Genomic DNA, 26,024 nt, shown 5'->3' on the forward strand with positions numbered 1-26,024 from the left:
GGTGCGGGCCGTCGACGCAGCGACCGCGCTGGTGCGCTCGCTGGCGCGCGGGGGTGGGGGCGGCGGCCACGACGCGCTCACCTCGCGCGAGCACGAGGTGCAGACCCTCGTCGCCCGCGGGCTGTCCAACGCCCGGATCGCGCAGGCGCGGGTGATCACCGAGAAGACCGCCGGCCTCCACGTGAGCAACATCCTCGCCAAGCTCGGCGCCCGCAACCGCACCGAGGCCGCCGCCCGTCTCGGCCGCCCGTCCGAGTGAGGCGGGGCACCACCGCGGTGTCATGCTGGAGTGGTGCGTTACGACAACCTGCTGGCCTCCGTCGGCAACACCCCGCTCGTCGGGCTGCCCCGGCTCTCGCCGAGCCCCGACGTACGCCTGTGGGCCAAGCTCGAGGACCGCAACCCGACCGGCTCGATCAAGGACCGCCCGGCCCTGATGATGATCGAGGAGGCCGAGAAGGACGGGACCCTGCGCCCCGGCTGCACCATCCTCGAGCCGACGTCGGGCAACACCGGCATCTCGCTGGCGATGGCGGCCAAGCTCAAGGGCTACCGGATCGTCTGCGTGATGCCCGAGAACACCTCCGCCGAGCGCCGTCAGCTGTTGCACATGTGGGGTGCCGAGATCATCTCGAGCCCGGCCGCCGGCGGGTCCAACGAGGCCGTCCGCGTCGCCAAGCAGGTCGCCGAGGAGCACCCCGACTGGGTGATGCTCTACCAGTACGGCAACGCCGCCAACGCCCTCTCCCACGAGCGCGGCACCGGCCCCGAGGTGCTCGCCGACCTGCCCTCGATCACCCACTTCGTCGCCGGCCTCGGCACCACCGGCACGCTCATGGGCGTCTCGCGCTTCTTCCGCCAGGCCAAGCCCGAGGTGCGCATCGTCGCCGCCGAGCCCCGCTACGGCGAGCTCGTCTATGGCCTGCGCAACCTCGACGAGGGCTTCGTGCCCGAGCTCTACGACGCCGACCTGATCGACGGGCGCTTCTCCGTGGGCCCCCGCGACGCCGTCCGCCGGGTGCGCGAGCTGCTCGAGCTCGAGGGCATCTTCGCCGGCATCTCGACCGGCGCGATCCTGCACGCCGCGCTCGGCCAGGCCGCCAAGGCGGTCAAGGCCGGTGAGCGCGCCGACATCGTCTTCATCGTCTGCGACGGCGGCTGGAAGTACCTCTCCACCGGCGCCTACGAGGGCACGGTCGACGAGGCCGAGGACCGGCTCGAGGGCCAGCTCTGGGCCTAGGGTCGAGGTCGTCGCGGCCCGGTCTGCTCGTTCTTCCACGGAGCACCGGCCCGTGTCTCACCTACTGTGACCGCATGCGCGTCCGCGAAGCCGCCGGCCTGGCGACGGTCCTGCTCCTGCTGGTGCTCGTCCCCGTGCTCGCTCCCACGCCGGCCTCGGCCCGCGACGGCGAGGTCGTCAACGTCGTCCCGCCGACGGTGACGGGGGAGGCCGTCTGGGGCGGCACGCTCACCGCCGACGGCGGCACCTGGGATCCGGCCGCGGTCGCGCTGACCTATCGCTGGCTGCGCGACGGGCAGGCCGTGCGCGGGGCGACCGCGTCGACCTACCGGCTCGGCGGCCACGACCTCGGCACCCGGCTCGCCGTCGAGGTCACCGCGACGACCACCGACGGCACCGACGGCACCGGCGGCACCGGGCGTGCGACGTCGGCTCCGACCGTGCGGGTCGTGCGCGCCGAGCTCGTCAACCGCCGCGACCCGCGGATCGTGGGGGAGGCCCGCTACGGCCGGGTCGTCACCGCCCGCCCCGGCCGCTGGTCGACGGCGCCCGACCGGCTGCGCTACCGCTGGCTGCTGGGCGGCGAGCGGGTCCGCGGCGCGCGGTCCGCCCGCTACCGGCTCGCGCCCGGCGACGTCGGGCGTCGGCTCCGCGTCGAGGTGACGGCCTACGCCGACGGCCACGAGCCGGCCACGGCCAGGTCCGCTGCGGTCACCGTGCGCCACCGGGTCGACGTACGCCGGACGGTCACCTACAGCGTGACCACGCGCGGCCGGGTCACCGCGAGCCTGCGGGAGTTCCGGCGCCAGGTGCAGCAGACCTACGACGACGCGCGCGGGTGGCGCGGCAAGGGCGTCCGGTTCCGGCCGGTCGGCCGTGGCGGGTCGTTCACCGTCGTGCTGGCCGAGGCGAGCACCGTGCCGTCGTTCTCCAGCGGGTGCAGCTCGACCTACAGCTGCCGCGTCGGGCGCCACGTGATCATCAACCAGACCCGCTGGCAGACCGCCACACCGCCGTGGAACGGGGCCGGCCGCTCGCTGCGCGACTACCGCCACCTGGTGGTCAACCACGAGACCGGGCACTGGCTGGGCAAGGGCCACGCCGGCTGTGCCCGGCGCGGCGCCCTCGCGCCCGTGATGATGCAGCAGTCCAAGGGCACCGACGGCTGCCGGTTCAACCCGTGGCCGACGCTGGCCGAGTTGCGCTGACCGTCCCCGCCAACCCGTAGGGTCAGCCCCGTGCGCGAGATCGTGGTCTTCTCCGGCAACGCCCACCGCACGCTGGCCAAGGCCATCTGCGAGCGGCTGGGGGTGCCGCTCTCGCCGGTCGAGCTGACCCGCTTCAGCAACGACTGCCTGCAGGCGCAGCTGCAGGCCAACTGCCGCCAGCGCGACGTCTACCTCGTGCAGCCGCTGGTGCCGCCGACGCAGGAGCACCTGATGGAGCTGCTCCTCATGGTCGACGCCGCGCGCGGCGCCTCGGCCGACAAGATCACGGCGGTCGTGCCCTACTACGCCTACGCGCGCTCGGACAAGAAGGACGCCTCACGGCTCTCGATCGGCGGCCGGCTCGTCGCCGACCTGCTCGCGACCGCCGGCGTCGACCGGGTCATCATGATGACCCTCCACGCGCCGCAGGTGCACGGGTTCTTCTCCGTCCCGGTCGACCACCTCACGGCTCTCGGCGTCCTCGCCGACCACTTCCTCGGCCAGGACCTGAGCAACGCCGTCGTCGTCTCGCCCGACTTCGGCAACGCCAAGACGGCGACCCAGTTCGCGCGACTGCTCGGGCTTCCGGTCGCCGCCGGCAGCAAGAAGCGGCTGGCCGACGACCGGGTCGTCATCGACGCCATCGTCGGCGACGTCGCCGGACGCCGCGCCATCGTCCTCGACGACGAGATCGCCACCGGCGGCTCGATCGTCGAGCTGCTCGACCGGCTCCGCGACCAGGGCTGCACCGAGGCCGCCGTCGCCTGCACCCACGGGCTGTTCGTCGGCCAGGCGATCGAGCGCCTCAAGGGCCACCCGATGATCACCGAGGTCGTCACCACCGACACCGTGCCGCCCCCCGACGTACCCGGTGGCTGGCCCGAGCTCGAGGTCCGCTCCGTCTCCGGTCTGCTCGCCGAGGCCGTGGCCCGGGTGCACGCCGGCGAGTCGGTCAGCAGCCTCTTCGACGGGGTCGACCCGTCGCTGGGTCCGCCGCAGCCGCGGCTGTTCGACTAGCAAGTTCGGCGGTCGCACCCAGGCGGGTCCGGGCAGGCGTACGGTGCCTCCGGGAGAGGGAGTGTGGCGATGAGGGATCGGACGAGGCGCGCCCGCTGGTGCGTCGCCGGGCTGGTCCTGGCGAGCGTGGTGGCGGCCTGCGGGAGCGGCGCCGACCCGACGCCGGCAGGTCCGGAACCGTCGACGCGGACGAGTCGTCCGGCCGAGCCCGGAGCAGTGCCGACAGACCACGCCGACCACGCCGACCACGCCGAGCAGGCGCACGACGCACAGCAGGTCGCGAGACCGCGTCCGCTGCGCGCCGGCGAACGACGGACGACGATGAGGATCCCGACCGCCTACACGCCGTCACCACCGACGGGCGTCGGGACCGACGACTACCGCTGCTTCCTGCTGGACCCGCAGCTGGCCCAGGACGCCTGGCTGACCGGCACCGACATCCGTCCCGGCAACCCCGACGTCGTCCACCACGTGATCCTCTTCCGGGTCGACGGCTCGCTCACCCGGGCGGCGGAGCGCAAGGACGCGGAGTCGGCCGAGGCCGGGTGGACCTGCTTCGGCGGCATGGGCCTGGAGGGCGAGTTCGCCAACCTCGACGACGCCCCGTGGCTCGGAGCGTGGGCGCCGGGCGGACGCGAGACCGTCACCCGCTCGGGCTACGGCGTCCCGCTCGACCGCGGCGACCGCATCGTCATGCAGGTGCACTACAGCCTCCTGATCCGCGACGAGGGCGACCTCTCCGACCGGTCCGCCACCCGCCTGCGGTGGATGCCCCGGTCGCGGTCGGACCTCGAGGAGGTCCACACGGTCCTGCTGCCGGCACCCGTCGAGCTGCCCTGCCGGCCCGAGCACTCCTCGGGTCCGCTCTGCAGCCACGACGCCTCGGTCGTCGACGTCAAGGCGCGGTTCGGCGAGAGGGTCGGTCAGACGGCCAACCTCCTCCACCTCCTGTGCGGCACCGACGTCGCTGCGACCGACACGACGACCTGCACGCGGCCCGTGACGCGACCGATGACGGTGCTCGGGGTCGCGGGGCACATGCACCTGCTCGGCCGGACGCTCACCATCGAGAGCAACGTGGGTGCCGACGACGAGCGGGAGCTGCTGGACATCCCGCTGTGGAACTTCGACGACCAGGCGGCCCGACCGATCCGTCCGGTGCACCTCGACGCGGGCGACACCCTCACCGTGACCTGCCACCACGAGCAGGCCCTGCGCGACCTCCTCCCCGCCTTCCAGGGCACCGAGGAGAAGTACGTGGTCTGGGGCGAGGGCTCCGCCGACGAGATGTGCCTCGGGATCGTGCAGGCGGTCTTCGACCAGTAGCGCTGCGGCCCTACTCGACCTCGAGCGGCGTCACCTTGCCGAAGATGCTGCCCGGGACGCGGGGGTAGCCGAGGAGGTCGAGGGCGAGGTTGGCGACGTTGCCGTTGCGGATCGGCTGCTTGCCCGTGAGCGGGGGCTGCTGCTTCCTGCCGGGCTTCCGGTAGCCCGGGTTGATCGCGTAGAGGTCGGCGTGGTCGATGCCCGACCCCCAGACCACGAACGGGATCGTGAAGTTGGCGGGACGGCGGACGGCGTCGTGGGCCTTGGCCCCGGGTACGCCGCCGTGGTCGGCGGTCACGATGACGGTCAGGTCGGCGAGCTCGGGGGCGGTGTCGGCGTCGGTGAGCACCGAGCCGACGAGCGCGTCGAGCCGCTCGACCGCCGTCAGGTAGGCGGGGGAGAGCCAGCCCGACGCGTGGCCGGCCTTGTCGGCGCTGCCGAGGTGGACGAACGTGAGGGCCCGGTCGTCGTCCACGAGGTCGATGCGGGCGTCGGCCACGACCTGGGCATCGTCCTCGGCGTGGATCACGACCTTGTCGATGGCGGTCGGCCAGGAGCGGTCCCAGAGGCTGAACTTGGTCTTGGCGGCATAGAGCGCGGTCGAGCCGTGCGACGCGTGGACCCGCGAGAAGAGCGACGAGACCGCGTGGCCCGCGGCCTTCTGGACGGTGCGCGGCGTGAGGCGGTCGTCGTTCCAGGTGACGCCGTGGCCACCCTTCTTCCGGTCGATGCGACGGCCGGTGACCATGCTGGTGTGGTTGGGCAGCGTGATCGTCCGCTCCACCTGGGTGCGCGCGTCGAGCGTGCCGGCCCCCTCGTCGAAGAGACGCCACAGGTTCGGCGCGCCGCTGCGCCCGAGGCGGCGCAACGCGGTCGGGTTGAAGCCGTCGAGCGAGATGACCAGCACCTGCGGGTCCTCGACGAGCGCGGTGCCCGGGGCCCCGGTGGGGACGAGGTCGGCGGACGGGCCGCCGGAGACCGACAGGGTGGTGGCGACGACGGCGACGGCGGCGACGGCGGTGGCCACCGCGCCGGTGGTCCGGCTGACGACACGACGGGCACGCGAGGAAGGAGGCACCCGACCACGGTAGGACCTCCGGACCGGTCGCGCGATCGGACGCTCGGGAGGTCTCGGGCGGTGGGGTCGCCGAGATCACGCTCGGCCCCGCTGCGCGGTGGCGCCGGTACGCCGTAAGTTGGGCCCGTGACCGAGTCGACGTCGCCCCGGTGGCCTGACAGCCCTGGCCAGCGCGATGCCCCGATCGGCATCTTCGACTCCGGGTTCGGCGGCCTCACGGTCGCCCGGTCGGTCATCGACCAGCTGCCGCACGAGTCGCTGCTCTACGTCGGTGACACGGCCCGCCAGCCCTACGGTCCGAAGCCGATCGGCGAGGTCCGCGAGTACGCCCTCGAGTGCCTCGACCACCTCGTCCACCAGGGCGTCAAGGCGCTCGTCATCGCGTGCAACTCGGCGAGCGCGGCGATGCTGCGTGACGCTCGTGAGCGCTACGACGTCCCCGTCGTCGAGGTGATCTTCCCCGCGACCCGACGCGCGGTGTCGGCGACCCACACGGGCCGGATCGGCGTCATCTGCACCCGCTCGACCGCGGAGTCCCGGGCCTACGACGACGCGTTCGCGGCGGCGCCCCAGGTCACGCTGACGACCCAGGCCTGCCCGAGCTTCGTCGACTTCGTCGAGGCCGGCGTCACCGGCGGCGACGACCTGATCGCCGCAGCCCACGACTACCTCGACCCGCTCGTCGCGGCCGGCGTCGACACCCTGATCCTCGGTTGCACGCACTACCCGTTGCTGACCGGCGCGATCTCCTACGTGATGGGCGACGACGTGACGCTCGTCAGCAGCGCCGAGGAGTGCGCCAAGGACGTCTACCGGATGCTCGCCGACACCGGGCTCATGCGCGAGTCGGGCGACCCGACCTACCGCTTCGTCACGACGGGGTCGCCCGCCGAGTTCGAGACCATCGGGCGGCGGTTCCTCGGACCCGAGATGGTCGACGCCACCCAGTTCGCCGGAGGGGCGGCCCTGTGAACGGCATGAGGCTCACGATCATCGGGTGCTCCGGCTCCTACCCCGGCCCCGACTCGTCGGCGAGCTGCTACCTCCTCGAGACCGACGTCGGCGACGGTGACGACAAGCGCACCTGGCGGATCCTGCTCGACCTCGGCAGCGGCTCGGTCGGCGTCCTGCAGCGCTACGCCGACGCGCTCGCCGTCGACGCCGTGCTGTTCAGCCACCTGCACCCCGACCACTGCAGCGACCTGTGCGGCTTCTACGTGCTGCGCAAGTACCACCCGCTGGGCGCCCAGCCGCGCATCCCCGTCTGGGGCCCGAGCGGCGTGGCCGAGCGGATGTCGGAGGCCTACGGCCTGCCCGACGGGTCGGGGATGGCCGACGCGTTCGACTTCCAGGAGTACGCCGGCCCTTTCAGCATCGGTCCGTTCAGCATCGTGCCCATCCCGGTGGAGCACCCGGTCGAGGCCTACGGCCTGCGCGTCAGCGTCGGGTCCTCCAGCCTCGGCTACAGCGGCGACACCGCCGCCTGCGAGGGCGTCGACCGCGTCGCGGCCAACGTCCGGTTGTTCCTGTGCGAGGCGTCGTTCCGCGACGTCGACGACAACCCGCCGGGTATCCACCTCACCGGGGTGGAGGCCGGCGACACCGCGTCGCGGGCCCGCGCCGGGCGGCTCGTGATCACCCACGTCCCGCCGTGGTTCGACGCCGACGGCATGGTCGCCGAGGCGCGCACGGCCTACTCCGGGCCGGTCGAGCTCGCGGCCGTCGGGGCGACGTACGACGTCTGAGTGCGGCTGCGCCATGGCCCGATCGGGCCAGTGACGCGGGCCGGGGTCGTGTCGACGATGGGGGCACCACCCTTCGACGCAGGAGCCGCCATGACCGAGGAACCGCCGATCTACCTCGAGGCCGAAGGGGTGGAGTACACCTACGTCGACGAGTACCGCACCGTCCACATCTGGTACGGCGGTGGAGGCGACGGCACCGCCGGCACCAGCGGTGACACGGGTGGCGACACCGGCGGCGCGGGCAACGGGACCGTGCTGGTGGTGATCCCCGACGCCGACGCCGGCTCGACCCCGACGCTCGACCCGGGCGAGGAGGTCGTCTATGACTCCGACCCCGGCACCCTGCACACGCGGAAGTCGACGACCGCCGTCGCCCCCGACGGGACCTCCTACCCCGTCACCCAGGACAAGTGGCTCCACTCGGACGGGTCCTGGACCTTCACCCAGACCTCGCCCGGCTTCGAGGCCACCGGCAGCCACGACAGTGCGGGCAACCAGTCCTACTCCTCGCGGCAGGATCTGCCCGACGGGGGCACGATCCTCGTGACGAGGACCCAGGACGCCTTCGGCCACGGCACCGACCACACGACGCGGGTCGACGCCCATGGCAACACCGTCAGCGACGAGACCACCAGCTACTGATCCTCGACCAGATCCACCCGCACAGGTGGTGCCGCCAGTGGGCCACCCGAGGATGGTCGAGGGGCGCGCGGGCGCCTGCCCGGGTTCGGGGCGCGGCTGAGTCGAGGAGTACGTCGTGGGATACGGATTCGGTGGATTCCTGGTCGTCGTCGGACTGGTGCTCGCACTCGCCGTCACCGACCAGGTCGAGGGCGTCGACCTCACCATGGTCGGCTGGATCATGGCAGCAGTCGGAGCCGGCATCATCGTGCTGACGGCCGTCACCTGGAACTCGGGACGCCGCAGCCGCAACGTGCAGACCGTGACGCACCCCGACGGCACCCAGACGACGGTGGAGAACCGCTCGCAGAGCTGAGCGTCGTCCCGCGCCTCAGGGCACGGGAGCAGTGCTCACGGTCAAGAAGACGTCGTCGAGCGTCGCCGAGCCGACGGTGTTCTCGGCGCACGAGAGGACGGGCGACACCGGCCCCTGCGAGAGGTCGAAGGTCGCCACCGCCGACACCGTGAGCTGACCCTTCTCCGAGGCCCCGAGGCCCCGCTCGACCAGGTCGCCGTACTGACCGACGCCGGGGAGGTCGATCGCGCAGTAGACGTTGGCGCTGGTGCCCGGGCCGGTCTCCCGGAGGTCGAGGGTGCCCTGCACCACCACCCGGGTCTGTCCGGACCCGGTGATCGGACCCGTGAAGTCGTCCCCCTGCGTCAGGGTGGCGACGTCGACGTAGCTGTTGGCGTCGAGCACGGTCCCCGGGTGGTCGTAGGAGTAGAAGACCGAACCTGCAGCGGCCGCGGAGCCGGCCGGCCCTTGCGGACCGGCCGGGCCGCGGGCGCCGGCAAGAGCCTTGCGGGCGGCGGGGGAGACGTCCTTGACGGCGAGCGTGCCGTCCTTGACGTCGCGGGTCGTGATGGTGCCGTCCTTGATCTGGGCGCCCGTGACCAGCGCACCGGCGGTCGCGCCGGTGGTGCTGCCGATAACGAGAACGCCGGCGCCCAGCAGGAGCGCGGTCGAGAGACGGACGAGGCGAGGGGTGTGGGTCTCCATGGCGACATCCCACCTCGGTCCCCGCAGTCGGCGCAGGAGATTCGACGACATTCCTGCCCGCCACCACCGTCGTACGGCGTGGCCTCGGGGGTTGGCCGGAGGGCGATCGGGCAGAGTGTCGGCCATGATCACCGTCGAGGGGCTCACCCGCACCTACGGCAGCTTCACGGCTGTCGACGACGTCAGCTTCGCCTGCCGACCCGGACGTGTGACCGGCTTCCTGGGGCCTAACGGAGCCGGCAAGACGACCACGATGCGCATCCTCGTGGGGCTGACGCCCGCGACGCGCGGCCGCGCGACGATCGGTGGCCACAGCTACCACGACCTGCGCAACCCGGGTCGCCACGTCGGCGTCCTGCTCGACGCGAGCGCCCAGCACGGTGGCCGCACCGGTCGCGAGATCCTCACCCTGGGCGCCACCGCGATGGGACTGCCCAAGACGCGGGTCGACGAGATGCTCCACCTGGTCTCGCTGAGCGCCGAGGAGTCCACGCGCCGCCTGCGCCACTACTCGCTCGGCATGAAGCAGCGCCTGGGCATCGCCCACGCGCTGCTCGGTGACCCCCAGGTGCTGATCCTCGACGAGCCGGCCAACGGCCTCGACCCCGCAGGCATCCGCTGGATGCGCGGACTGCTCAAGGGCTACTCCGACCGTGGCGGCACCGTGCTCCTCTCGAGCCACCTGCTCCACGAGGTCGAGCAGATCGCCGACGAGATGATCCTCATCGGCCACGGCCGGATCGTCGCCCAGGGCGACAAGAAGTCGCTGCTCGAGTCCGGCCGCCAGACCAAGCAGGCGACCACGACCGTCGCCTCCCTCGACCAGGACCGCCTCGCCGGCGCCCTGCGCGACAAGGGGTACGCCGTCACACCCGGTCCGAACGCCCTGACCGTCGCGTGTGCCGCGGTCGACGTCGGACGGGTCGCCGCCGAGCTCCAGGTCGTGCTCACCGACCTGCGCTCCGTCGAGGGCGGCCTGGAGGACCTGTTCCTCGAGCTGACCTCCTCGACCCAGCGCGAGATGCCCGCCTACCAGGCCCAGGGCTACCCACCGCAGGGGCCACCACCCGGCTACCCGCAGCAGCCCCCGCCCGCCGGCTACCCGGGAGGACCCCGATGAGCACCCACGCCGCACCCCCGCCCTACTCCGGCCCGCCGACCGGCCCGCCGACCGGCCCGCCGTCTGGCCCGCCGTCTGGCCCGACGGCCGCCCACCCCGCCCAGACCCTCGACCTGAGCCGCACGGCGACGATCCCGCTGTTCCGCCTCGTGCTGGTCGAGCTGCGCAAGTCGATGAACACGCTCGCCAGCTTCTGGCTGGTCGTCGGCATCGCGATCCTCGTGGTGATGGTCGAGGGCCTGCTCCTCGTCATCGTGCTTGTCGAGAGCAGCGAGTCGACGCCCGGCGACTACACCGTCTTCGCCACCTACATCACCGCTCTAGCCCTGCCCGTGCTGGCGATCATGCTCGTCACCACCGAGTGGACCCAGCGCACGGCGATGGTGACCTTCAGCATCGAGCCGCGACGCTCGCGGGTGATGCTGGCCAAGTACCTCGTCTGTCTCGTCCTCACCTTCGCCGCCGTCGTGCTCGGCGTCCTGGTCGGCTTCGTCTGCGCGCTGATCTGCCAGGTGGCGCTGCCCGCCGAGACCACCTGGGACTTCCAGGCCGAGCTGATCGTCGGCTTCTTCATCACCCAGACGCTGGCGATGACCCTCGGCTTCGCCCTGGCCGCCCTCCTCCTCAACACCCCAGCCGCGATCGTCGTCTTCGCCGTCTACCGGGCGCTGCCCGTCGCGGTGTTCGCGATCGCGGCCAGCTATCTGGACTGGTTCGCCGACATCCGGCCGTGGATCGACTTCGAGTACGCCCAGGGCCCGCTCTACGACCTCTCCCTCTCGAGCGCGGAGGAGGTCGGTCGGCTCCTCGTCTCCGGCCTGATCTGGCTCGGCCTCCCGCTCACCTTCGGGCTGCTGCGCATCCTGCGCGCCGAGGTCAAGTAGCCCGCCGGCCTCTCGGGAGGTCGGAAGTTCCGCGACCAGTCAGGAGATCGGAAGCCCCGCCAGGCGCCCGGGCCACGCTCAGAGGTGACCACAGCGCGACCAGTCAATCCAGCCCGGCGTCGTGGACGCAGATCGCGATCTGCACCCGGTTGGTGACGCCCAGCTTGTCGAAGACCCGGGACACGTGGGTCTTCACGGTCGGCACCGACAGGTGCAGCTCGCCCGCGACCTCGGCGTTGGACAGGCCGCGACCGACGGCGAGGGCGACGTCGTGCTCGCGCTCGGTGAGCGTCGCGAGGCGCTCGCCGGCGGCCTGGGCGCGGTCGTCACCGTCGCCGCTGCGGAGCCGGGCGATGAGGGTGCGGGTGACCGACGGCGAGAGCATCGGGTCGCCGTCGGCGACCTTGCGGATCGCGGCCACGATGTCGGCAGGCGGAGTGTCCTTGAGCAGGAACCCGTCGGCCCCGGCGCCGAGCGCCTCGACGACGTGCTCGTCGGCGTCGAAGGTGGTCAGCACGATCACCTTGGGCGGCTGGGGTTGCGCGAGGAGCTGACGGGTGGCCTCGAGGCCGTTGAGCCTCGGCATCCGGATGTCCATGAGGACGACGTCGGGGCGCAGCTCGGCGGCCCGGCGTACGCCGTCCCGGCCGTCGACGGCCTCGCCGACGACCTCGAGGTCGCCGGCCCCGCCGAGCATGAGCAGCAGGGCGGAGCGGACCAGCGGGTCGTCGTCGACGACGAGCACGCGGGTCATGCCGCCCACGGGATCCAGCCGCGGAGCACGAACGAACCGGCACTGGCGCCGTGCTCGATCCGGCCGCCGCGCAGGGCGGCGCGCTCGGCCAGGCCGACGAGGCCGAGACCCGAGCCCGGGGTCGCGCTCGGCCCCAAGCCGAGCGGGTTGCGCAGGACCACGTCGATGCCCTCGTCCGGCGAGCCGTGCACGTCGATGGACAGCTCGGCGCCCGGTGCGTGCTTGCGCGCGTTGGTGATGCCCTCCTGGACGATGCGGTAGAGCGTCCGTCCCGTGGCCTCGGGGACGGGCACGTCGGCGACGGCGTCGGCGTAGGCCACCCGCAGGCCCGTGCGCCGGGCGTCGTCGACGAGCTCGCCGAGGTCGGTGTAGGTCGGCTGCGGGGTGTGCTGCAGGCCGCCCTCGCCCTCGCGGAGCACACCGAGGACGCCGCGCAGGTCGGTCAACGCCTCGTTGGCGGCGTCGCGGATGACGGTCACGCCGTCACGCAGGTCGGCGGCGGAGAGGTCGTCGCGATAGCCGAGCGCCCCGGCCCGCATGGAGATCTGCGAGATCCGGTGCGCGAGCACGTCGTGCATCTCGCGCGCGATGCGGCCGCGCTCCTCGAGGCGGGACTGGTTGACGCGCAGCTCCTGCTCGGCCTCGGCGCGCTCGGCGCGCGAGCGCAGGGTCCAGAGCAGCTCGCGGCGCGAGCCGATGTACATGCCCCAGGCCAGGATCGCCGCGGTGGCCACGACGTTGGAGCCGAGCGTCACCCACCACGGCTCGGTCTCCGCCATCGGGTTCATCTGGGCGAAGAACCAGGCCGACGCGAGCGAGAGCACGCCGATCCCCACGACCTGCACCCAGCGACGACGGGTGGCCAGCGACACCGCGGCCAGCACCGACGGGCCGGCCGCCAGTGACGAGAAGGTGGCGAGCACCGCGATGACGACCGCGACGCCCAGCGGCCAGCGGCGTCGGTAGTGGACCAGCACGACGGCCGGCACCCCGGCGACGATGTCGACCACGAAGCGGGTGTCGGTCTGGCGGTCGGCGATCGTGAGCCATACGAAGAGGCTGAGCAGCAGCATCGCGACCAGCCGCCACAGGTGTGCCCACCAACCCAGCGGCGGCTGGTACTCCTCCGGGCTCGGCCGGCCCACGTCGGACATGTGTCCCACCCTAGGCACCACGGACGGTCGTCGACATCGTCCCGGAGCCTCGCGGCCTACGACTTTGGTCGCGGGACCGGGGCCGCGGGACCGATGTGCGGGCGGGCGGGCCGCAGCAGGCTGGAGCCATGATCGAAGTCAACGGACTCACCCGGACCTACGGCGGCTTCACGGCGGTCGACGACGTCAGCTTCACCTGCGAACCCGGTCGCGTGACCGGCTTCCTGGGGCCCAACGGCGCCGGCAAGACCACCACGATGCGGGTCATGGTCGGCCTCACTCCGGCCACCCGCGGTACCGTCACCATCGGCGGGCACGCCTACCGCGACCTGCCCAACCCCGGCCGCCACGTCGGCGTGCTGCTCGACGCCAGCGCGCAGCACGCCGGCCGCACCGGCCGGGAGATCCTCTCCCTCGGCGCGCGCACCATGGGCCTGCCCGACGGCCGCGTCGACGAGATGCTGGCGATGGTCTCGCTCTCCGACGCCGAGGCGAGCCGCCGGATGCGCAACTACTCCTTGGGCATGAAGCAGCGCCTCGGCATCGCCCACGCCCTGCTCGGCGACCCCGAGGTCCTGATCCTCGACGAGCCCGCCAACGGCCTCGACCCGGCCGGCATCCGCTGGATGCGCGACCTGCTCCGGGGCTACGCCGCGCGCGGCGGCACCGTGCTGCTCTCGAGCCACCTGCTCAACGAGGTCGAGCTCGTGGCCGACGAGATGATCCTCATCGGCCGCGGCAGGATCGTCGCCCGCGGCGACAAGCAGAGCCTCCTCGCCGGCGGCGCCGACGGCGGCCGGGCGTCGACGGTCGTGTCCGCGCTCGACCGCGACGCGCTGGCCGAGGCCCTGCACCAGCAGGGGTACGACGCCACGCCCGAGGGCAGCGGCTTCCGGGTCGCGGCGTCGACGGCCGACGTCGGCCGCGCCGCGCTCGAGCACCTCGTGGTGCTGACCGAGCTGCGCAACGGCTCCGCCGGCCTCGAGGACCTGGTCCTCGAGCTGACCTCCGACACCCAGCGCGAGGCCGCACCGGCCGCCACCCACGACACGACAGGAGCCGCAGCATGAGCACGGCCACGACCACCCCGACCAGCACCGCCCCCCGGCCCCGCACCATCGACATCAGCCAGGACGAGCCCGTCCCGTTCGGCCGGCTCGTGGCGGTCGAGACGCGCAAGGCCTTCGACACCCGCGCCGGACGCTGGCTGACGATCTCGATCGTCGGGCTGGTCCTGCTCGTCGTCGGCGTCGGCGTGTTCGCCTTCCCCGAGGACGCCCAGGACTACGTCGACATGCTCGGCGTCAGCGGCGGCGTGCTCGGCTACTTCCTGCCGATCCTGATGATCATGCTCGTCACCAGCGAGTGGACCCAGCGCACCGGTCTCGCCACCTTCACGCTCGAGCCGCGCCGGCCACGGGTGATCGGCGCCAAGATCGCCGCCGGGCTCGGCCTCGGAGTCGTCGTCCTCGCGATCGGCGCCGCGATCGCCGCGGTGGGCGTCGCCCTCAGCCCGGTCAACGGCGGCGAGGCCGTCTGGAACCTCGGCGTCAACGAGGTGCAGAACTTCCTGCTCACCAGCCTGATCGGCGTCCTCGTCGGCTTCGCCCTCGCGATGCTGCTGCGCAACTCGGCCGCCGCGATCGTGGCCTACTTCGTCTACACGTTCATCCTGCCGGCCGTGGCCGGCACGCTCGAGGCGCTCGTCGACGGCTTCGACAAGGTCGCGCCGTGGGTCGAGTTCAACACCGCCCAGACCCCCCTCTTCACCGGCGACTACCACGCCACCGGCGAGGAGTGGGCCCAGATCGCCGTCACCGGCACCATCTGGCTGGTCATCCCCTTCGCCCTCGGCCTCTGGCGCCTCGTCAAGGCCGAGGTGAAGTGAGACCGCAGGTACTGCGCGAGGAACGAGCGCGGTGCCGCTGCGGGCGAAGGTTGAGCAAGCGACACGGGTGAGCCTGCGAACCCGGGCGAGCACGTCGAAACCACCCCCGGCGCCGACTCGGCGTGCCGCGTGGGTCAGCCTGCGAGGCGGCCGGGGGTCGGGAGCCGGTCGGTGACCGAGGCGACGGCCTCGAGGAAGAGCGGCACCCAGCGGGCGTGGTCGAGGAAGATCGAGGCGTGGCCGCCAGGAGCGTCGAGGACGACGGCACCCGGGATCGCGGCACCGAGGGCTCGCTGGCGCTCGGCCGGGATCGCGCCGTCGCGGGAGGTCACCAGCACCGTGGTCGGTACGTCGACCTCGCCGAGCCAGGAGCGGGAGTCGAAGCGGCCCAGCTCGGCCATGACCTCGGGCAGGGTCCAGCCCGAGGTGCTGCGCAGCTCGGTGAGGCCCCAGGCCGTGAGGTCGCTGGAGTCGAGACCGGGGAGGTCGGGCAGGCCGGCGGCGCGTCGGGCGACCCGGCCGCTCGCGACCCGCGACAGCGGGTGCATCGCCAGGCCGAGCACGCCGAAGAACAGCGCCTCGCGGCGCAGGTCGCGCCAGCGGGCGGCGGTCGAGCAGAGGACGAGCCCCGAGACGCGGTCGGGGTGGCGGCGCCAGAGCTCCTGGGCGACCGCCCCGCCGAGGGAGTAGCCGGCCATCACGGCGTCGTCGATGCCGAGCTCGTCGAGCACCGCGGCGACGTCGTCGGCGCAGTCGGCCACGCGGAACCGACCACCGTGGATGCCGCGACCGTGCCAGCGCAGGTCGAGCGCGACCACCCGGTGGTGCTCGGCGAGCGGGCCGAGCGCGGTGAACCACGACAGGTGCGCGGTCGTCGCGAGCCCGTGGAGCAGCACCACGGTGGGGGAGTCGGGGCGCGGACCGGGGACGTCGATGACGTAGGCGCTACCCCGGCCGGGCAGGTCGAGCCGGTGGCCCTCGGGCACCGACGGGACGACGGGCAGGTCGACGAGGCGGCGTACGCCCAGACCGACGCCGGTGCGCAGGCCCCAGGTCGACGCACGGACCGACGTGCGCACGGACGAGCCCACTGCTGCGCGGATGTGTCGGACGGTCATGTCATCAGCTCCTCGAGGGCGGGGCGGAACCTCGCCGTCAGCGGCTCGAGGTCGGTGATGAGCTCGGGGCAGCTGAGCAACGAGAAGTTCATGCGGTCCACGTAGCTCCAGACTGTCACGTTGAGGCCGATTCCTTCGAGGATCGGCCCCACGGAGAACAGGTCGGCCAGGCTCGCGTCGCCGATGCGGGCGGTCTCGCGCGGCCCGGGCACGTTGGAGACGACGACGTTGAACGGCGGCGCGTGCCACGACGCCGCCCGCACCTTGGAGTAGAGGCGCATGACGGCGCTGAACGGCGCCGGCGGCGTGAACTGCACCCACTCGGTGAGCATCGCGGGCCCCAGCTCGCGCTGGAGCTGCTTGGAGTGGGTCGTGACGCGATGGATCGCGCGCAGCCGCTCGTGCGGGTCGTCGACGTCGGTGGCCAGCGACGTGAAGAGGTTGGAGACCCGGTTGCCGTGCAGGCGCGGCGGGGCGCCGGCGTCAGGGGTGTCGGTGGCCGTCGGCACGCCGGCCATCAGCGACCCCGAGGGGTGCTCGCCGCGCTCGTCGAGCCACGCCCGGAGTGCGCCACCGACCACGGCGAGGACGACGTCGTTGAGGGTGACACCCGGATGGGCCCGGCGTACGCCCTTGATGTCGGCGAGTGGCAGCGTGCAGGTCGCGAACGACCGCCGCGCGGTCAGGGCACGGTTGAACGAGGTGCGCGGGGCGTCCAGGACGGGCCGGGGTACGTCGGGCTCCTCGGCCCGGCGGTAGCGCAGCACCGACCGCACACCCCGGAACGTGCGCCACAGCAGGGCCGGGAGGAGCGCGATCTGCACGATCGCGTCGAGCAGCGCCGAGCGTACGAGCCCGGCCTTGTCGGGGGACCCGTCGGCGGCAGGCGCCGCCCCCTCGCGGGCCTCGCGCGGCAGGAAGGCGTCGGCTCCCTGGACGTCGGTGACGTTGCCGAGCAGGGCGTTGGCGGCCATTCCGTCCGCGAGCGCGTGGTGCATCTTGCCGACGATGGCGGTGCCGCCGTCGGCGAGGCCCTCGCAGAGGTGCAGCTCCCAGAGGGGGTGCGCGCGGTCGAGCGGCGTCGACGCGATCTCGCCGATGAGGTGATCGAGGTCGCGCCGCGACCCGGTCCCGCCCACCTGGTGCCGCCGGAAGTGGTGCGCCGCGTCGATGCGCCGCACCGTCACCCACACCGGGTGGTTGAGCTGGAACGGCACCTGGACCGCCTTGCGCCGCAGCGGCGGGAGCTGGTCGAGCCGGGCCAGCACGCCGGACCGGAACGTCTCGAACGTCTGCGCCGGGTCGGGCTCGAGCACCGCGATCTTGAGCGTGTGCATGTGCTGCGTCGGGGTCTCCATGTAGAGGAAGCCCGCGTCGGCCCCGTCCATCCGCTCGACCCCACGCACCGGCGTACCCCCGGTCCTAGCCGAGCACCGGGAAGCGACGCCGACGCTTGAGCTCGTCGAGCGCGTCCTGCATCCGCCCGCGGACCGCCTCGTCGACCTCGGCGACGTCGGGGTCGGGCCCGAACTCGGCCGCCACGTCGACCGGGTCGAGCACCTGCGTGGTGATCTTGGTCGGCAGCGGGAGGTTGGGCGGGAACCCGAACGACAGCCCGAACGGGAAGCCCACCGAGACCGGCACGTAGGGGAAACGGAACCGCGACGCGATCCCGGTCACCTTGGCGATCGTGGCGCCGCGGGACAGGTGAAGCTGCGCCTCCTGGCCGCCGATGCTGACGACGGGGACGATCGGTACGCCGTTGTCGAGGGCCGTGCGGACGTAGCCGGTGCGCCCGCCGAAGTCGATGACGTTGGCCTTGGCCGTCGGCCGCGCCACGTCGTAGTCGCCCCCGGGGAACACGATCGTGACCGCCCCCGAGGACAGCACCGCGTCGGCGTTGTCGCGGTTAGCGGCGAGGAACCCGCACCGCCGGAAGAACGCCCCCGCCGGGTTGTTGAGCAGCACGTCGTGCGCGAGGACGTAGAGCGGCCGGTGCGGCCCGAACTCCTCGACGAACGCCGCCGCGATGATCGGCACGTCCATCGCCATCAGCCCGCCCGAGTGGTTGGACACGATGAGCGCCCCACCCTCCGCCGGCAGCCGGTCCATCCCGTGCACCTCGGACCGGAAGTAGAGCTTCATGATGCGACCCAGCACCGGGATCATCGCGGCCACGTATCCCGCGTCACGCTGGTCGAGGTCGTCCCTCACCAGCTGGTCGCGCAGCGTCCGGTCCACTGCCGGAGTATCGCCGCGCTCCGGGACAGCGGCAAGGACCGTCCACCGCCCGTCGGCTGAGGTGCGAGCGGAGCGAGCCTCGATCCGTCGGCTGAGGTGCGAGCGGAGCGAGCCTCGAAGCCACGGGCCCTACGTCGCCCCCCCGACCTGCTCGAGCGCTCGAAAGGCCTCCGCGAGCTCACGCTCCTGCACCCCCTTGCGTCGGGCGAGAGCGACGAGGGCGTCGAAGTCATCGCGCATGAGCGACTCCTTCTTCCGGCGGGTCCACCCCTGCACCTGCTTCTCGAAGAAGTAGGCGGCCGCGATCGAGGAGAACTCTGCGCACCACGCGAGGGTCACGGGCCGTCGTCGTCGTGTGTAGGCGGCGCCGAGGTCAGGCGACTCGTTGTGCTCCCACAGACGTCGCTCGAGGTTGATCGTGCTCCCGGTGTAGTACGACCCGTCTCTGCACCTGAGGATGTAGGTCCATGCCATGACGCGAGCGTCCGCGCCGGTCGCCGCACGGTCAACGGGTGCAGGTCTGGCCTGTGGATGGCCGCCTGGCCGGTCGCCCGTGTCGCGCCGGTTGCGGGGCTTCGAGGCTCGTCGCCGGGGCTCCTCGCACCTCAGCCGCCGTGTGGTCCGTCGGCTGAGGTGCGAGCGGAGCGAGCCTCGAAGCCACGGAGTTGGCGTGGTCCGTCGGCTGAGGTGCGAGCGGAGCGAGCCTCGAAGCCACGGGAGGTGAGGGCCGTGTCGGTCTGGGTGGGTCGGTGGCGGGGCTTCGAGGCTCGTCGCCGGGGCTCCTCGCACCTCAGCCGGCGTGTGGTCGGTCGGCTGAGGTGCGAGCGGAGCGAGCCTCGAAGCCACGGGAGGTGAGGACCGTCGGTCTGGGTGGGTTGGTGGCGGGGGCTTCGAGGCTCGTCGCCGGGCTCCTCGTACCTCAGCCGGCGTGAGGCGGGGGCCCCGTCGTCGCCGCCCCCCTCTAGGGTCGAACGCATGACCTCCGAGACCTCCACCCCGACCCCGCGCGCGGACGGCCGCGCCGACGACGAGCTGCGCGAGGTGAAGATCACCCGCGGGTGGCTCGACCACGCGGCCGGCTCGGTGCTGGTCGAGTTCGGCAAGACGCGGGTGCTGTGCGCGGCGTCGGCGTCGGAGGGCGTGCCGCGGTGGCGCAAGGGCTCCGGCCTCGGCTGGGTCACCGCCGAGTACTCCATGCTGCCGGCCGCCACCCACACCCGCTCCGACCGCGAGTCGGTCAAGGGCCGCATCGGTGGCCGCACCCACGAGATCAGCCGCCTCATCGGCCGGTCGCTGCGGGCGGTCATCGACTACCAGGCGATGGGCGAGAACACGATCCAGCTCGACTGCGACGTCCTCCAGGCCGACGGCGGCACCCGTACCGCCGCGATCACGGGGGCCTACGTCGCCCTCGTCGACGCCTGCGCCCACCTCGGCGTGTCCGGTGCCCTGACGGGCTCGGTCGCCGCGGTCTCCGTCGGCATCATCGACGGCATCCCGCGCCTCGACCTGCCCTACGTCGAGGACGTGCGCGCCGAGACCGACATGAACGTCGTGATGACCGGCGCCGGCTCCTACGTCGAGGTGCAGGGCACGGCCGAGGGCGCGGCGTTCGACCGGCGCGAGCTCGACGCGCTGCTCAGCCTCGCCGGGAAGGGCTGCGCCGACCTCACCGACCTGCAGCGGGTCGCGCTCGGTGCCTGACCTCCACCTGGCGTCGCGCAACGCCAAGAAGATCGCCGAGATGGAGCGCATCCTCGCCGAGCACCTGCCCGACGTCACCGTCCTCGGGCTCGACGACGTGGCCGACTACCCCGAGCCGGTCGAGGACGAGCCGACCTTCGCCGGCAACGCGCTGCTCAAGGCCCGCGCCGGCGCCGCCGCCACCGGGCTCGCGACCGTCGCCGACGACAGCGGGCTGTGCGTCGACGCCCTCAACGGGATGCCCGGCGTGCTGTCGGCGCGCTGGTCGGGTCCGCCCAAGGACGACGCCCGCAACAACCGGCTGCTGCTCGACCAGCTGGCCGACGTACCCGACGAACGGCGCGGGGCCTACTTCACCTGCGCCGTCGCCGTCGTCCTGCCCGACGGCCGCGAGCACGTCGTGGAGGGTCGGATGGACGGCACCGTGCTGCGCGAGGTCCGCGGCGAGGGCGGGTTCGGCTACGACGTCCTGTTCGTGGCCGACGCGCGTCCGGGCCTTACCACGGCCGAGCTCAGCGTCGGCGACAAGGACGCGATCTCGCACCGCGGCGCGGCCCTGCGCGCCCTCGCGCCGCACCTGCCCGGCCTGCTGGCCTGACCCGGCACCAAGGTCAGGTCAGGACGACCAGGCCCAGCTGGCGAGCATCGTCTCGAAGTCGCCCTCGGAGACGGTGTCACCCTCCTTGGGGAACGAGAGGCCGATGGAGTACTGCCGCCCGTCGTGCAGGACCAGGTAGGCGATCTGGCTGATGGGCAGGCCGGCGTCGTTGATGCGGTCGTCGATGCGGACGCCGATCGCGCGCTCGCCCGCGATCTCGGTGTCGTCGATGTCGACCGGGGTCGCGTTGTCGGAGCTGCTGAGGTTGCGCTTCCACAGGCCCTCGAGGTCCTCCACCGACGACGCGGTGCCCGCGGTGAGGGCCTCGACGATGATGCTGCTCTGGGACAGCTCGATCGACGAGCCGAGGATGATCGCGGTGTCGATCGTGGTGGCGAGCCCCTTGGCCTCCTCGGAGGCGTCCTTCCAGCCGGTGGCCGGGAGGTCGTAGGAGTAGCCGTCGCCGCTGATCGTGTCGCCGCCGGGCTGCGGCGTCGAGGTCTCGGTCTCCGTGGCGGTCTCGGTCGAGGTCTCCGTCGACGTCTCGGTCGACGTCTGGCTCGACGTCGGGTCGCTGCTCGAGGCCTCGTCGGGCTCGTCGTCGCCGCCCGCGACGATCAGCGTGACCGTGAACGCCAGGGCGACCAGCAGCACGGCGGCGACGATGCCGATGATCAGGCCGGTGCGCCGCGGCGGCTTCTCCGGCCCCTGGTTGAGGGGGACGCCGTACGACGGGGGCCCGCCGCTCCAGCCGCCGCCGGTGCCGGGCGGCTGGTAGGGCGGTGACGGCGGGGGCTGCTGCGCCGGCGTACCGAACGGTCCGCTCGGCGGGGGCGTGCCCCACGGGCTCTGGTCGCTCACCGCTCAAGTATGGCCACGATCGGGGGTGATGCCCCCACGGGTGCCGAAGAGGGGACTCGAACCCCTACGCCCTAGGGCACAGGTACCTAAAACCTGCGTGTCTGCCAGTTCCACCACTCCGGCGGGTGCTCCGAGGATTGTGCCAGTGCTGCCCGGGGCGGGCGTCAGGCGAGGCCGAGGTCGCGGCGCAGCTTGGCGACGTGGCCGGTGGCCTTGACGTTGTACTGCGCGACCTCGACCTTGCCGTCGGCGCCGACGACGAACGTGGAGCGGATGACGCCCTGCACGGTCTTGCCGTACATCGTCTTCTCGCCGAACGCCGCCCACTCCTGCATGACCGCCTTGTCGGGGTCGGAGAGCAGCCGGATCGTCAGTCCCTCCTTCTCGCGGAACGTCGCGAGCTTGGCGGGCTTGTCGGGGGAGATCCCGACGACGGTGAGGCCGGCGGCCTGCAACGAGTCGAGGGAGTCGCTGAAGTCGCACGCCTGCTTGGTGCAGCCCGGCGTCATCGCGGCCGGGTAGAAGTAGACGACCACGCGACCGTCGGGGCCGGCCTCGCCGGTGAGGTCTCCGAGCGTCACCTCGGCGCCGGTGTCGTCGGTGAGGGTGAACGCGGGGGCGGTGTCGCCGGGGGCGAGACGGGAAGGCATGGGGCTCCTGTCCGATGGGAGAGGTTGGTAAATCCGTCCGGGTAGTTGTTGCGAACTGGTTGCAGCAACATACTGAGGTCGAGAACAACCTACTGAGGGTGGAGCCGCAACCATGCACGTACCTGACGGATTCCTCGACGCGCCGACCTCGGTCGCCACCGGTGCGGTCGCGGTCGTGGCGGTCGGCGTCTCGCTGCGCAAGGCCCGCGAGGAGCTCGACGACCGCACGGCCCCGCTCGCGGGTCTCGTGGCGGCGTTCATCTTCGCCACCCAGATGCTCAACTTCCCGGTCGCGGGCGGCACCAGCGGCCACCTGATGGGCGGCGCGATCGCCGCGGTGCTCGTCGGTCCCTGGACCGGCGTCCTGGCCACGAGTGTCGTCTTCCTCGTGCAGTGCCTGCTCTTCGCCGACGGCGGCATCACCGCCCTCGGCACCAACATCGTGCTGATGGGCGTGACCACGGTCGTCGTGGGCTGGTTCGTGTTCCGCGGCGTCCAGGCCGTGCTTCCGAGGACGACGGCGATGGTGCCGGTCGCGGCGGGCATCGGCGCGTTCGTGAGCGTGCCGGTGGCCGCGCTGCTCTTCGTGGGCCTCTACGCCGTCGGCGGCGCCGCCGACATCCCGCTCGGCCAGCTCACCGGCGCCATGGTCGGGGTCCACGTGCTCATCGGCCTCGGCGAGGGCGTGATCACCTTCCTCGCGGTCGGCAGCATCATCGCCGTCCGGCCCGACCTCGTCCACGGCGCGAGGTCGGTGCTCAAGACCCGCACGCTCGAGGTCCGTACGGCGGGAGCCGCGGCATGAAGAACGTCTCGAGCCACGTGTCCAACCGTGCCGTCGCGGCCGGCATCCTCGTCGTCGCGCTGGTCCTCGCCGGCATCGTCAGCTTCTACGCCGCCAGCACCCCCGACGGCCTGACCAAGGTCTCCGAGGACGAGGGCTTCGCGGACACCGCGAAGACCCACGCCACCGAGGAGGGCCCGTTCGCCGGCTACGAGGCGTCGTTCCTCGACGACGGCCGGCTGAGCAAGGGTGCGTCCGGCGTCGTCGGGGTGCTCGTCGTCCTCGGTCTCGCCGGTGGTCTGACCCTGGTGCTGCGGCGTCGCGAGAGCGACGACGACGCCCACGTCCCTGCCGACACGACCGTCTGAGTGGCCCGCTGATGGGGGGCGCCCACGGGCACCAGCTCCACTTCCACGGCCACTCGCCGGTCCACCGCGCGCCGGCGCACCTCAAGATCGTCGCGCTCGTCGTCTTCATGCTGGTCGTCGTCGCCACCCCGCGCGGGTGGTGGCCGGCGTACGCCGCCTACCTGGCGGTGCTGCTCGCGGTCGTCGCCACCAGCCGGGTCCCCCCGACCTACCTCCTCAAGCGGATGGTCGTCGAGGTCCCGTTCGTTTTCTTCGCGCTGCTGCTGCCGTTCGTCGCGACGGGCCCCGAGACCGAGTTCCTGGGCCTCACCGTCAGCGAGTCCGGGCTGCACGCCGGCGCCAAGCTGCTCGTCACCGCGACCCTCGGCGTGATCGCCAGCCTCACGCTCGCCGCGACCACCGAGCCGCAGGCGCTGCTCCGGGGGCTGACCCGGTTGCGGATGCCGGCGCTGCTGGTGCAGATCATGGGCTTCATGGTCCGCTACCTCGAGGTCGTCACCGACGAGCTGCGGCGGATGAAGGTCGCGCGCGAGTCCCGCGGCTTCTCCGCGCGCGACCCGCGGCACTGGCCGGTGCTGGCCAGGTCGTTCGGCGCCCTGTTCATCCGCAGCTTCGAGCGGGGCGAGCGCGTGCACCTGGCGATGCTGTCGCGCGGCTACACCGGCAAGATGCCGTCATGAGCGTGCCCGTCCTCGACGTCCAGGGCCTGGCCTACGCCTACCCCGACGGCCACCAGGCCCTCTTCGGCGTCGACCTCCACGTGCACGCGGGGGAGCGGGTCGCGCTGCTCGGACCCAACGGCGCCGGCAAGACGACGCTCGTGCTCCACCTCAACGGCATCCTCGTCGCCGGTCAGGGGTCCGTGTCGGTCAGCGGCCTGCCCGTCGAGAAGAAGCACCTCGCCGAGATCCGGCGCCGCGTCGGGATCGTCTTCCAGGACCCCGACGACCAGCTGTTCATGGGCACGGTGCGCGCCGACGTCGGCTTCGGCCCCGCCAACCTGGGGCTCTCCGGCGCTGCGCTCGACGCGCGGGTGATGGACGCGCTGGACAAGGTCGGGATGACAGAGTTCGCCGACCGTCCCCCGCACCACCTGTCCTTCGGCCAGCGCCGCCGTGTTGCGGTTGCGACCGTCCTGGCGATGGAGCCCGAGATCCTCGTGCTCGACGAGCCGTCGTCCAACCTCGACCCGGCCTCGCGCCGCGAGCTCGCCGACATCCTGCGCTCGCTCGACGTGACCGTGCTGATGGTGACGCACGACCTGCCCTACGCGCTGGAGCTGTGCCCACGCTCGGTCGTCCTCAGCGACGGGCACGTGGTCGCCGACGGGGCGACGTACGACGTGCTCACCGACGACGCGCTGATGCGGGCCAACCGGCTGGAGCTGCCGTTCGGCTTCGACCCGCGCACGATCGACGCCGGGCTGCTCCCGGTCGCCACCCGTGGCCGCGGCTCGGATACTCTGCCCGGATGAGCGACGAACTGGCCGATCTCGAGCGCGAGATCGAGGAGACGCGGGAGCGGCTGGCGACGACCATCGACCAGCTCCTCTACCGCTCGAGCCCCAAGACGATCGCCAACCGCCAGGTGGCCGCGATCAAGGCCCACTACGTCGACGCGACCACGGGCGAGCCGCGCACCGACAACATCCTCAAGACCGTCGGCGGGGTCGTCGGTGCGATCGTCGTGATCGTCGTGCTGCGCCGCGTCACCCGCTGAGTGCTCGAGATGGCTGACAAGCAGCCGATCAAGATGCTGCACGACCGGATCCTCTGCGAGCTCGACCGCGAGGCCGGCGAGCGACGCTCCTCCGGAGGCATCGTCATCCCCGCCACCGCGGCCATGGGCGCCCGCCGCCTCGCCTGGGCCCTCGTCGCCGCCGTCGGCCCCCACGCGCGCTCCGTCGAGGTCGGCGACCGCGTGCTCTTCGACCCCGACGACAAGTCCGAGGTCGAGGTCCACGGCGAGACCTACGTCGTCATGCGCGAGCGCGACGTCCACGCCGTCGCTGCCGACCGCCTCGCCGACGAGTCGGCCGGCCTCTACCTGTAGGTCGACTCGGGCTGTACGCCGACCGGTCCCCACCGTGGTCGAGCCGGGCGAGCCCTCGGCGAGACCCCCGCAGCCGGTGCGTCGACCGAGCCACGGCGACTTCGAACGCACCATCGAATTGTCGGTGGTCGCCTCTAGAATCGGACCATGCCCAGCACCCGCCGGACCACCACAACTGCGAGCAGCGACCCGCTGCTCGAGTCGGTCCGAGGTGCCTGCGTCGAGACCAGCCGGGCCGAGGTCAACAAGCTCAACGCGGTCCTGGACTGGGCCTCGGTCAACGGCGCTGACGCCGCCGAGACCGCCGACCTGCTGGACCCGATGGTCGAGCCCGCCCTCCACCTCGCCGGCCCGGGTGCCCCGATGGTCGGGGAGTACGCCGCCCTCGACCTGGCGCTGTCGTTGGTGATGACCTCCGACGGCGGGCTCGCCTACCTCGGCAAGGCGTTGGAGCTGCGGCACCGGCTCCCGCGCCTCTACGCCCGCGTGGTCAGGCTCGAGGTCCAGGTGTGGAAGGCGTTCCGCGTCGCTGAGCAGACCATCGCCCTGCCCC

General features: G+C 72.4%; 31 protein-coding genes, 1 tRNA gene and 1 pseudogene. 22 read left to right on the plus strand and 11 right to left on the minus strand.

The window, feature by feature from the left end; genetic code table 11:
• The 5 genes from Q7T52_RS06695 to Q7T52_RS06715 form a co-directional block, all read left to right on the plus strand.
• Positions 1-259: LuxR C-terminal-related transcriptional regulator (locus tag Q7T52_RS06695; protein ID WP_304800657.1), on the plus strand; the 259-nt coding region annotated here is incomplete at its 5' end.
• Positions 260-289: 30 nt separating this feature from the next.
• Positions 290-1,240, plus strand: a complete 951-nt coding sequence (locus Q7T52_RS06700) for a PLP-dependent cysteine synthase family protein (protein ID WP_304800659.1) — start codon at positions 290-292, stop codon at positions 1,238-1,240.
• Between the two features lie 74 nt (positions 1,241-1,314).
• Positions 1,315-2,448 carry a DUF3152 domain-containing protein gene (locus tag Q7T52_RS06705; RefSeq protein ID WP_304800661.1) on the plus strand — a complete coding sequence of 378 codons (1,134 nt, stop codon included), beginning with the start codon at positions 1,315-1,317 and terminating at the stop codon, positions 2,446-2,448.
• Positions 2,449-2,478: 30 nt separating this feature from the next.
• On the plus strand, positions 2,479-3,465 hold the full coding sequence (locus Q7T52_RS06710; protein ID WP_304800663.1) for a ribose-phosphate pyrophosphokinase: 987 nt from the start codon (positions 2,479-2,481) through the stop codon (positions 3,463-3,465).
• Between the two features lie 216 nt (positions 3,466-3,681).
• Positions 3,682-4,791 carry a hypothetical protein gene (locus tag Q7T52_RS06715; RefSeq protein ID WP_304800665.1) on the plus strand — a complete coding sequence of 370 codons (1,110 nt, stop codon included), beginning with the start codon at positions 3,682-3,684 and terminating at the stop codon, positions 4,789-4,791.
• A 10-nt stretch (positions 4,792-4,801) separates the two neighbouring features.
• Here the strand turns inward: Q7T52_RS06715 and Q7T52_RS06720 are convergent, their stop codons facing one another.
• Complete coding sequence (locus tag Q7T52_RS06720; RefSeq protein ID WP_304800667.1) at positions 4,802-5,869, minus strand: alkaline phosphatase family protein; 1,068 nt, start codon at positions 5,867-5,869, stop codon at positions 4,802-4,804.
• A gap of 126 nt (positions 5,870-5,995) precedes the next feature.
• On the opposite strand from Q7T52_RS06720, the gene murI reads away from it, so the two are divergent.
• The 4 genes from murI (at position 5,996) to Q7T52_RS06740 (ending at position 8,611) form a co-directional block, all read left to right on the plus strand.
• Entirely contained in the window at positions 5,996-6,841 is an 846-nt protein-coding gene (gene murI, locus Q7T52_RS06725) for a glutamate racemase (RefSeq protein WP_304800669.1), read from the plus strand.
• 5 nt (positions 6,842-6,846) lie between these two features.
• The gene (locus tag Q7T52_RS06730; RefSeq protein ID WP_304800670.1) at positions 6,847-7,614 is read left to right on the plus strand and encodes an MBL fold metallo-hydrolase; all 768 of its coding nucleotides are present in this window, start codon (positions 6,847-6,849) and stop codon (positions 7,612-7,614) included.
• 90 nt (positions 7,615-7,704) lie between these two features.
• Complete coding sequence (locus tag Q7T52_RS06735; RefSeq protein WP_304800672.1) at positions 7,705-8,256, plus strand: hypothetical protein; 552 nt, start codon at positions 7,705-7,707, stop codon at positions 8,254-8,256.
• A gap of 115 nt (positions 8,257-8,371) precedes the next feature.
• A complete protein-coding gene (locus Q7T52_RS06740; protein WP_304800674.1) occupies positions 8,372-8,611 on the plus strand; it encodes a DUF6458 family protein in 240 nt (79 codons plus the stop codon).
• 15 nt (positions 8,612-8,626) lie between these two features.
• On the opposite strand, the gene Q7T52_RS06745 is transcribed toward Q7T52_RS06740, so the two are convergent.
• Entirely contained in the window at positions 8,627-9,295 is a 669-nt protein-coding gene (locus Q7T52_RS06745) for a hypothetical protein (protein WP_304800676.1), read from the minus strand.
• Between the two features lie 124 nt (positions 9,296-9,419).
• Here Q7T52_RS06745 and Q7T52_RS06750 point away from each other — a divergent pair, with 124 nt between their 5' ends.
• Both Q7T52_RS06750 and Q7T52_RS06755 read left to right on the plus strand, forming a co-directional pair.
• A complete protein-coding gene (locus Q7T52_RS06750) occupies positions 9,420-10,415 on the plus strand; it encodes an ABC transporter ATP-binding protein (RefSeq protein WP_304800678.1) in 996 nt (331 codons plus the stop codon).
• Entirely contained in the window at positions 10,412-11,299 is an 888-nt protein-coding gene (locus Q7T52_RS06755) for an ABC transporter permease (RefSeq protein ID WP_304800680.1), read from the plus strand. The genes Q7T52_RS06750 and Q7T52_RS06755 overlap by 4 nt, the downstream gene beginning before the upstream one ends.
• Positions 11,300-11,402: 103 nt before the next feature.
• Here the strand turns inward: Q7T52_RS06755 and Q7T52_RS06760 are convergent, their stop codons facing one another.
• Together Q7T52_RS06760 and Q7T52_RS06765 are read right to left on the minus strand one after the other, a co-directional pair.
• Complete coding sequence (locus Q7T52_RS06760) at positions 11,403-12,053, minus strand: response regulator transcription factor (RefSeq protein WP_304800682.1); 651 nt, start codon at positions 12,051-12,053, stop codon at positions 11,403-11,405.
• A complete protein-coding gene (locus tag Q7T52_RS06765; RefSeq protein WP_304800684.1) occupies positions 12,050-13,207 on the minus strand; it encodes a sensor histidine kinase in 1,158 nt (385 codons plus the stop codon). The genes Q7T52_RS06760 and Q7T52_RS06765 overlap by 4 nt, the downstream gene beginning before the upstream one ends.
• 128 nt (positions 13,208-13,335) lie before the next feature.
• On the opposite strand from Q7T52_RS06765, the gene Q7T52_RS06770 reads away from it, so the two are divergent.
• Both Q7T52_RS06770 and Q7T52_RS06775 read left to right on the plus strand, forming a co-directional pair.
• Positions 13,336-14,277, plus strand: a complete 942-nt coding sequence (locus tag Q7T52_RS06770; RefSeq protein ID WP_304800685.1) for an ABC transporter ATP-binding protein — start codon at positions 13,336-13,338, stop codon at positions 14,275-14,277.
• Positions 14,274-15,095: an ABC transporter permease gene (locus tag Q7T52_RS06775; RefSeq protein WP_304800687.1), complete on the plus strand. Its 822-nt coding sequence runs from the start codon at positions 14,274-14,276 to the stop codon at positions 15,093-15,095. Before Q7T52_RS06770 ends, Q7T52_RS06775 begins: the two co-directional genes overlap by 4 nt.
• 134 nt (positions 15,096-15,229) lie before the next feature.
• On the opposite strand, the gene Q7T52_RS06780 is transcribed toward Q7T52_RS06775, so the two are convergent.
• The 4 genes from Q7T52_RS06780 to Q7T52_RS06795 all read right to left on the minus strand — a co-directional run bounded on the left by Q7T52_RS06780 (position 15,230) and on the right by Q7T52_RS06795 (position 18,928).
• Positions 15,230-16,213: an alpha/beta fold hydrolase gene (locus Q7T52_RS06780; protein WP_304800689.1), complete on the minus strand. Its 984-nt coding sequence runs from the start codon at positions 16,211-16,213 to the stop codon at positions 15,230-15,232.
• Positions 16,210-17,601 (minus strand): wax ester/triacylglycerol synthase family O-acyltransferase, encoded by a 1,392-nt coding sequence (locus tag Q7T52_RS06785; RefSeq protein ID WP_304800691.1) that lies wholly within the window; start codon positions 17,599-17,601, stop codon positions 16,210-16,212. The genes Q7T52_RS06780 and Q7T52_RS06785 overlap by 4 nt, the downstream gene beginning before the upstream one ends.
• Positions 17,602-17,635: 34 nt before the next feature.
• Complete coding sequence (locus Q7T52_RS06790; RefSeq protein WP_304800693.1) at positions 17,636-18,454, minus strand: lysophospholipid acyltransferase family protein; 819 nt, start codon at positions 18,452-18,454, stop codon at positions 17,636-17,638.
• A 129-nt stretch (positions 18,455-18,583) separates the two neighbouring features.
• A complete protein-coding gene (locus tag Q7T52_RS06795) occupies positions 18,584-18,928 on the minus strand; it encodes a GIY-YIG nuclease family protein (RefSeq protein WP_304800695.1) in 345 nt (114 codons plus the stop codon).
• Positions 18,929-19,429: 501 nt separating this feature from the next.
• On the opposite strand from Q7T52_RS06795, the gene rph reads away from it, so the two are divergent.
• Positions 19,430-20,158 (plus strand): ribonuclease PH, encoded by a 729-nt coding sequence (gene rph, locus Q7T52_RS06800; protein ID WP_304800697.1) that lies wholly within the window; start codon positions 19,430-19,432, stop codon positions 20,156-20,158.
• Positions 20,151-20,756 carry an RdgB/HAM1 family non-canonical purine NTP pyrophosphatase gene (rdgB, locus tag Q7T52_RS06805; protein WP_304800699.1) on the plus strand — a complete coding sequence of 202 codons (606 nt, stop codon included), beginning with the start codon at positions 20,151-20,153 and terminating at the stop codon, positions 20,754-20,756. Before rph ends, rdgB begins: the two co-directional genes overlap by 8 nt.
• A gap of 18 nt (positions 20,757-20,774) precedes the next feature.
• Here the strand turns inward: rdgB and Q7T52_RS06810 are convergent, their stop codons facing one another.
• The 3 genes from Q7T52_RS06810 to bcp form a co-directional block, all read right to left on the minus strand.
• Entirely contained in the window at positions 20,775-21,617 is an 843-nt protein-coding gene (locus Q7T52_RS06810) for a hypothetical protein (protein WP_304800701.1), read from the minus strand.
• Between the two features lie 41 nt (positions 21,618-21,658).
• A tRNA-Leu gene (locus tag Q7T52_RS06815) sits at positions 21,659-21,740 on the minus strand.
• A gap of 41 nt (positions 21,741-21,781) precedes the next feature.
• A complete protein-coding gene (gene bcp / locus Q7T52_RS06820) occupies positions 21,782-22,267 on the minus strand; it encodes a thioredoxin-dependent thiol peroxidase (protein ID WP_304800703.1) in 486 nt (161 codons plus the stop codon).
• A gap of 112 nt (positions 22,268-22,379) precedes the next feature.
• On the opposite strand from bcp, the gene Q7T52_RS06825 reads away from it, so the two are divergent.
• The 7 genes and pseudogenes from Q7T52_RS06825 to Q7T52_RS06855 all read left to right on the plus strand — a co-directional run.
• Entirely contained in the window at positions 22,380-23,072 is a 693-nt protein-coding gene (locus tag Q7T52_RS06825; RefSeq protein ID WP_304800706.1) for an energy-coupling factor ABC transporter permease, read from the plus strand.
• Complete coding sequence (locus tag Q7T52_RS06830) at positions 23,069-23,419, plus strand: PDGLE domain-containing protein (RefSeq protein ID WP_304800708.1); 351 nt, start codon at positions 23,069-23,071, stop codon at positions 23,417-23,419. Before Q7T52_RS06825 ends, Q7T52_RS06830 begins: the two co-directional genes overlap by 4 nt.
• A gap of 11 nt (positions 23,420-23,430) precedes the next feature.
• Positions 23,431-24,099 (plus strand): cobalt ECF transporter T component CbiQ, encoded by a 669-nt coding sequence (cbiQ, locus tag Q7T52_RS06835; protein WP_304800710.1) that lies wholly within the window; start codon positions 23,431-23,433, stop codon positions 24,097-24,099.
• Positions 24,096-24,893: an energy-coupling factor ABC transporter ATP-binding protein gene (locus Q7T52_RS06840; protein ID WP_304800712.1), complete on the plus strand. Its 798-nt coding sequence runs from the start codon at positions 24,096-24,098 to the stop codon at positions 24,891-24,893. The genes cbiQ and Q7T52_RS06840 overlap by 4 nt, the downstream gene beginning before the upstream one ends.
• Entirely contained in the window at positions 24,890-25,138 is a 249-nt protein-coding gene (locus Q7T52_RS06845) for a DUF3618 domain-containing protein (protein WP_304800714.1), read from the plus strand. The genes Q7T52_RS06840 and Q7T52_RS06845 overlap by 4 nt, the downstream gene beginning before the upstream one ends.
• A 9-nt stretch (positions 25,139-25,147) precedes the next feature.
• Entirely contained in the window at positions 25,148-25,471 is a 324-nt protein-coding gene (locus Q7T52_RS06850; RefSeq protein WP_304800716.1) for a co-chaperone GroES, read from the plus strand.
• A 147-nt stretch (positions 25,472-25,618) separates the two neighbouring features.
• A pseudogene (locus Q7T52_RS06855) lies at positions 25,619-26,024 on the plus strand (hypothetical protein); the annotation flags it as partial.

Origin of the sequence: Nocardioides sp. (genome assembly GCF_030655615.1) — a bacterium.
GTDB lineage: Bacteria > Actinomycetota > Actinomycetes > Propionibacteriales > Nocardioidaceae > Nocardioides.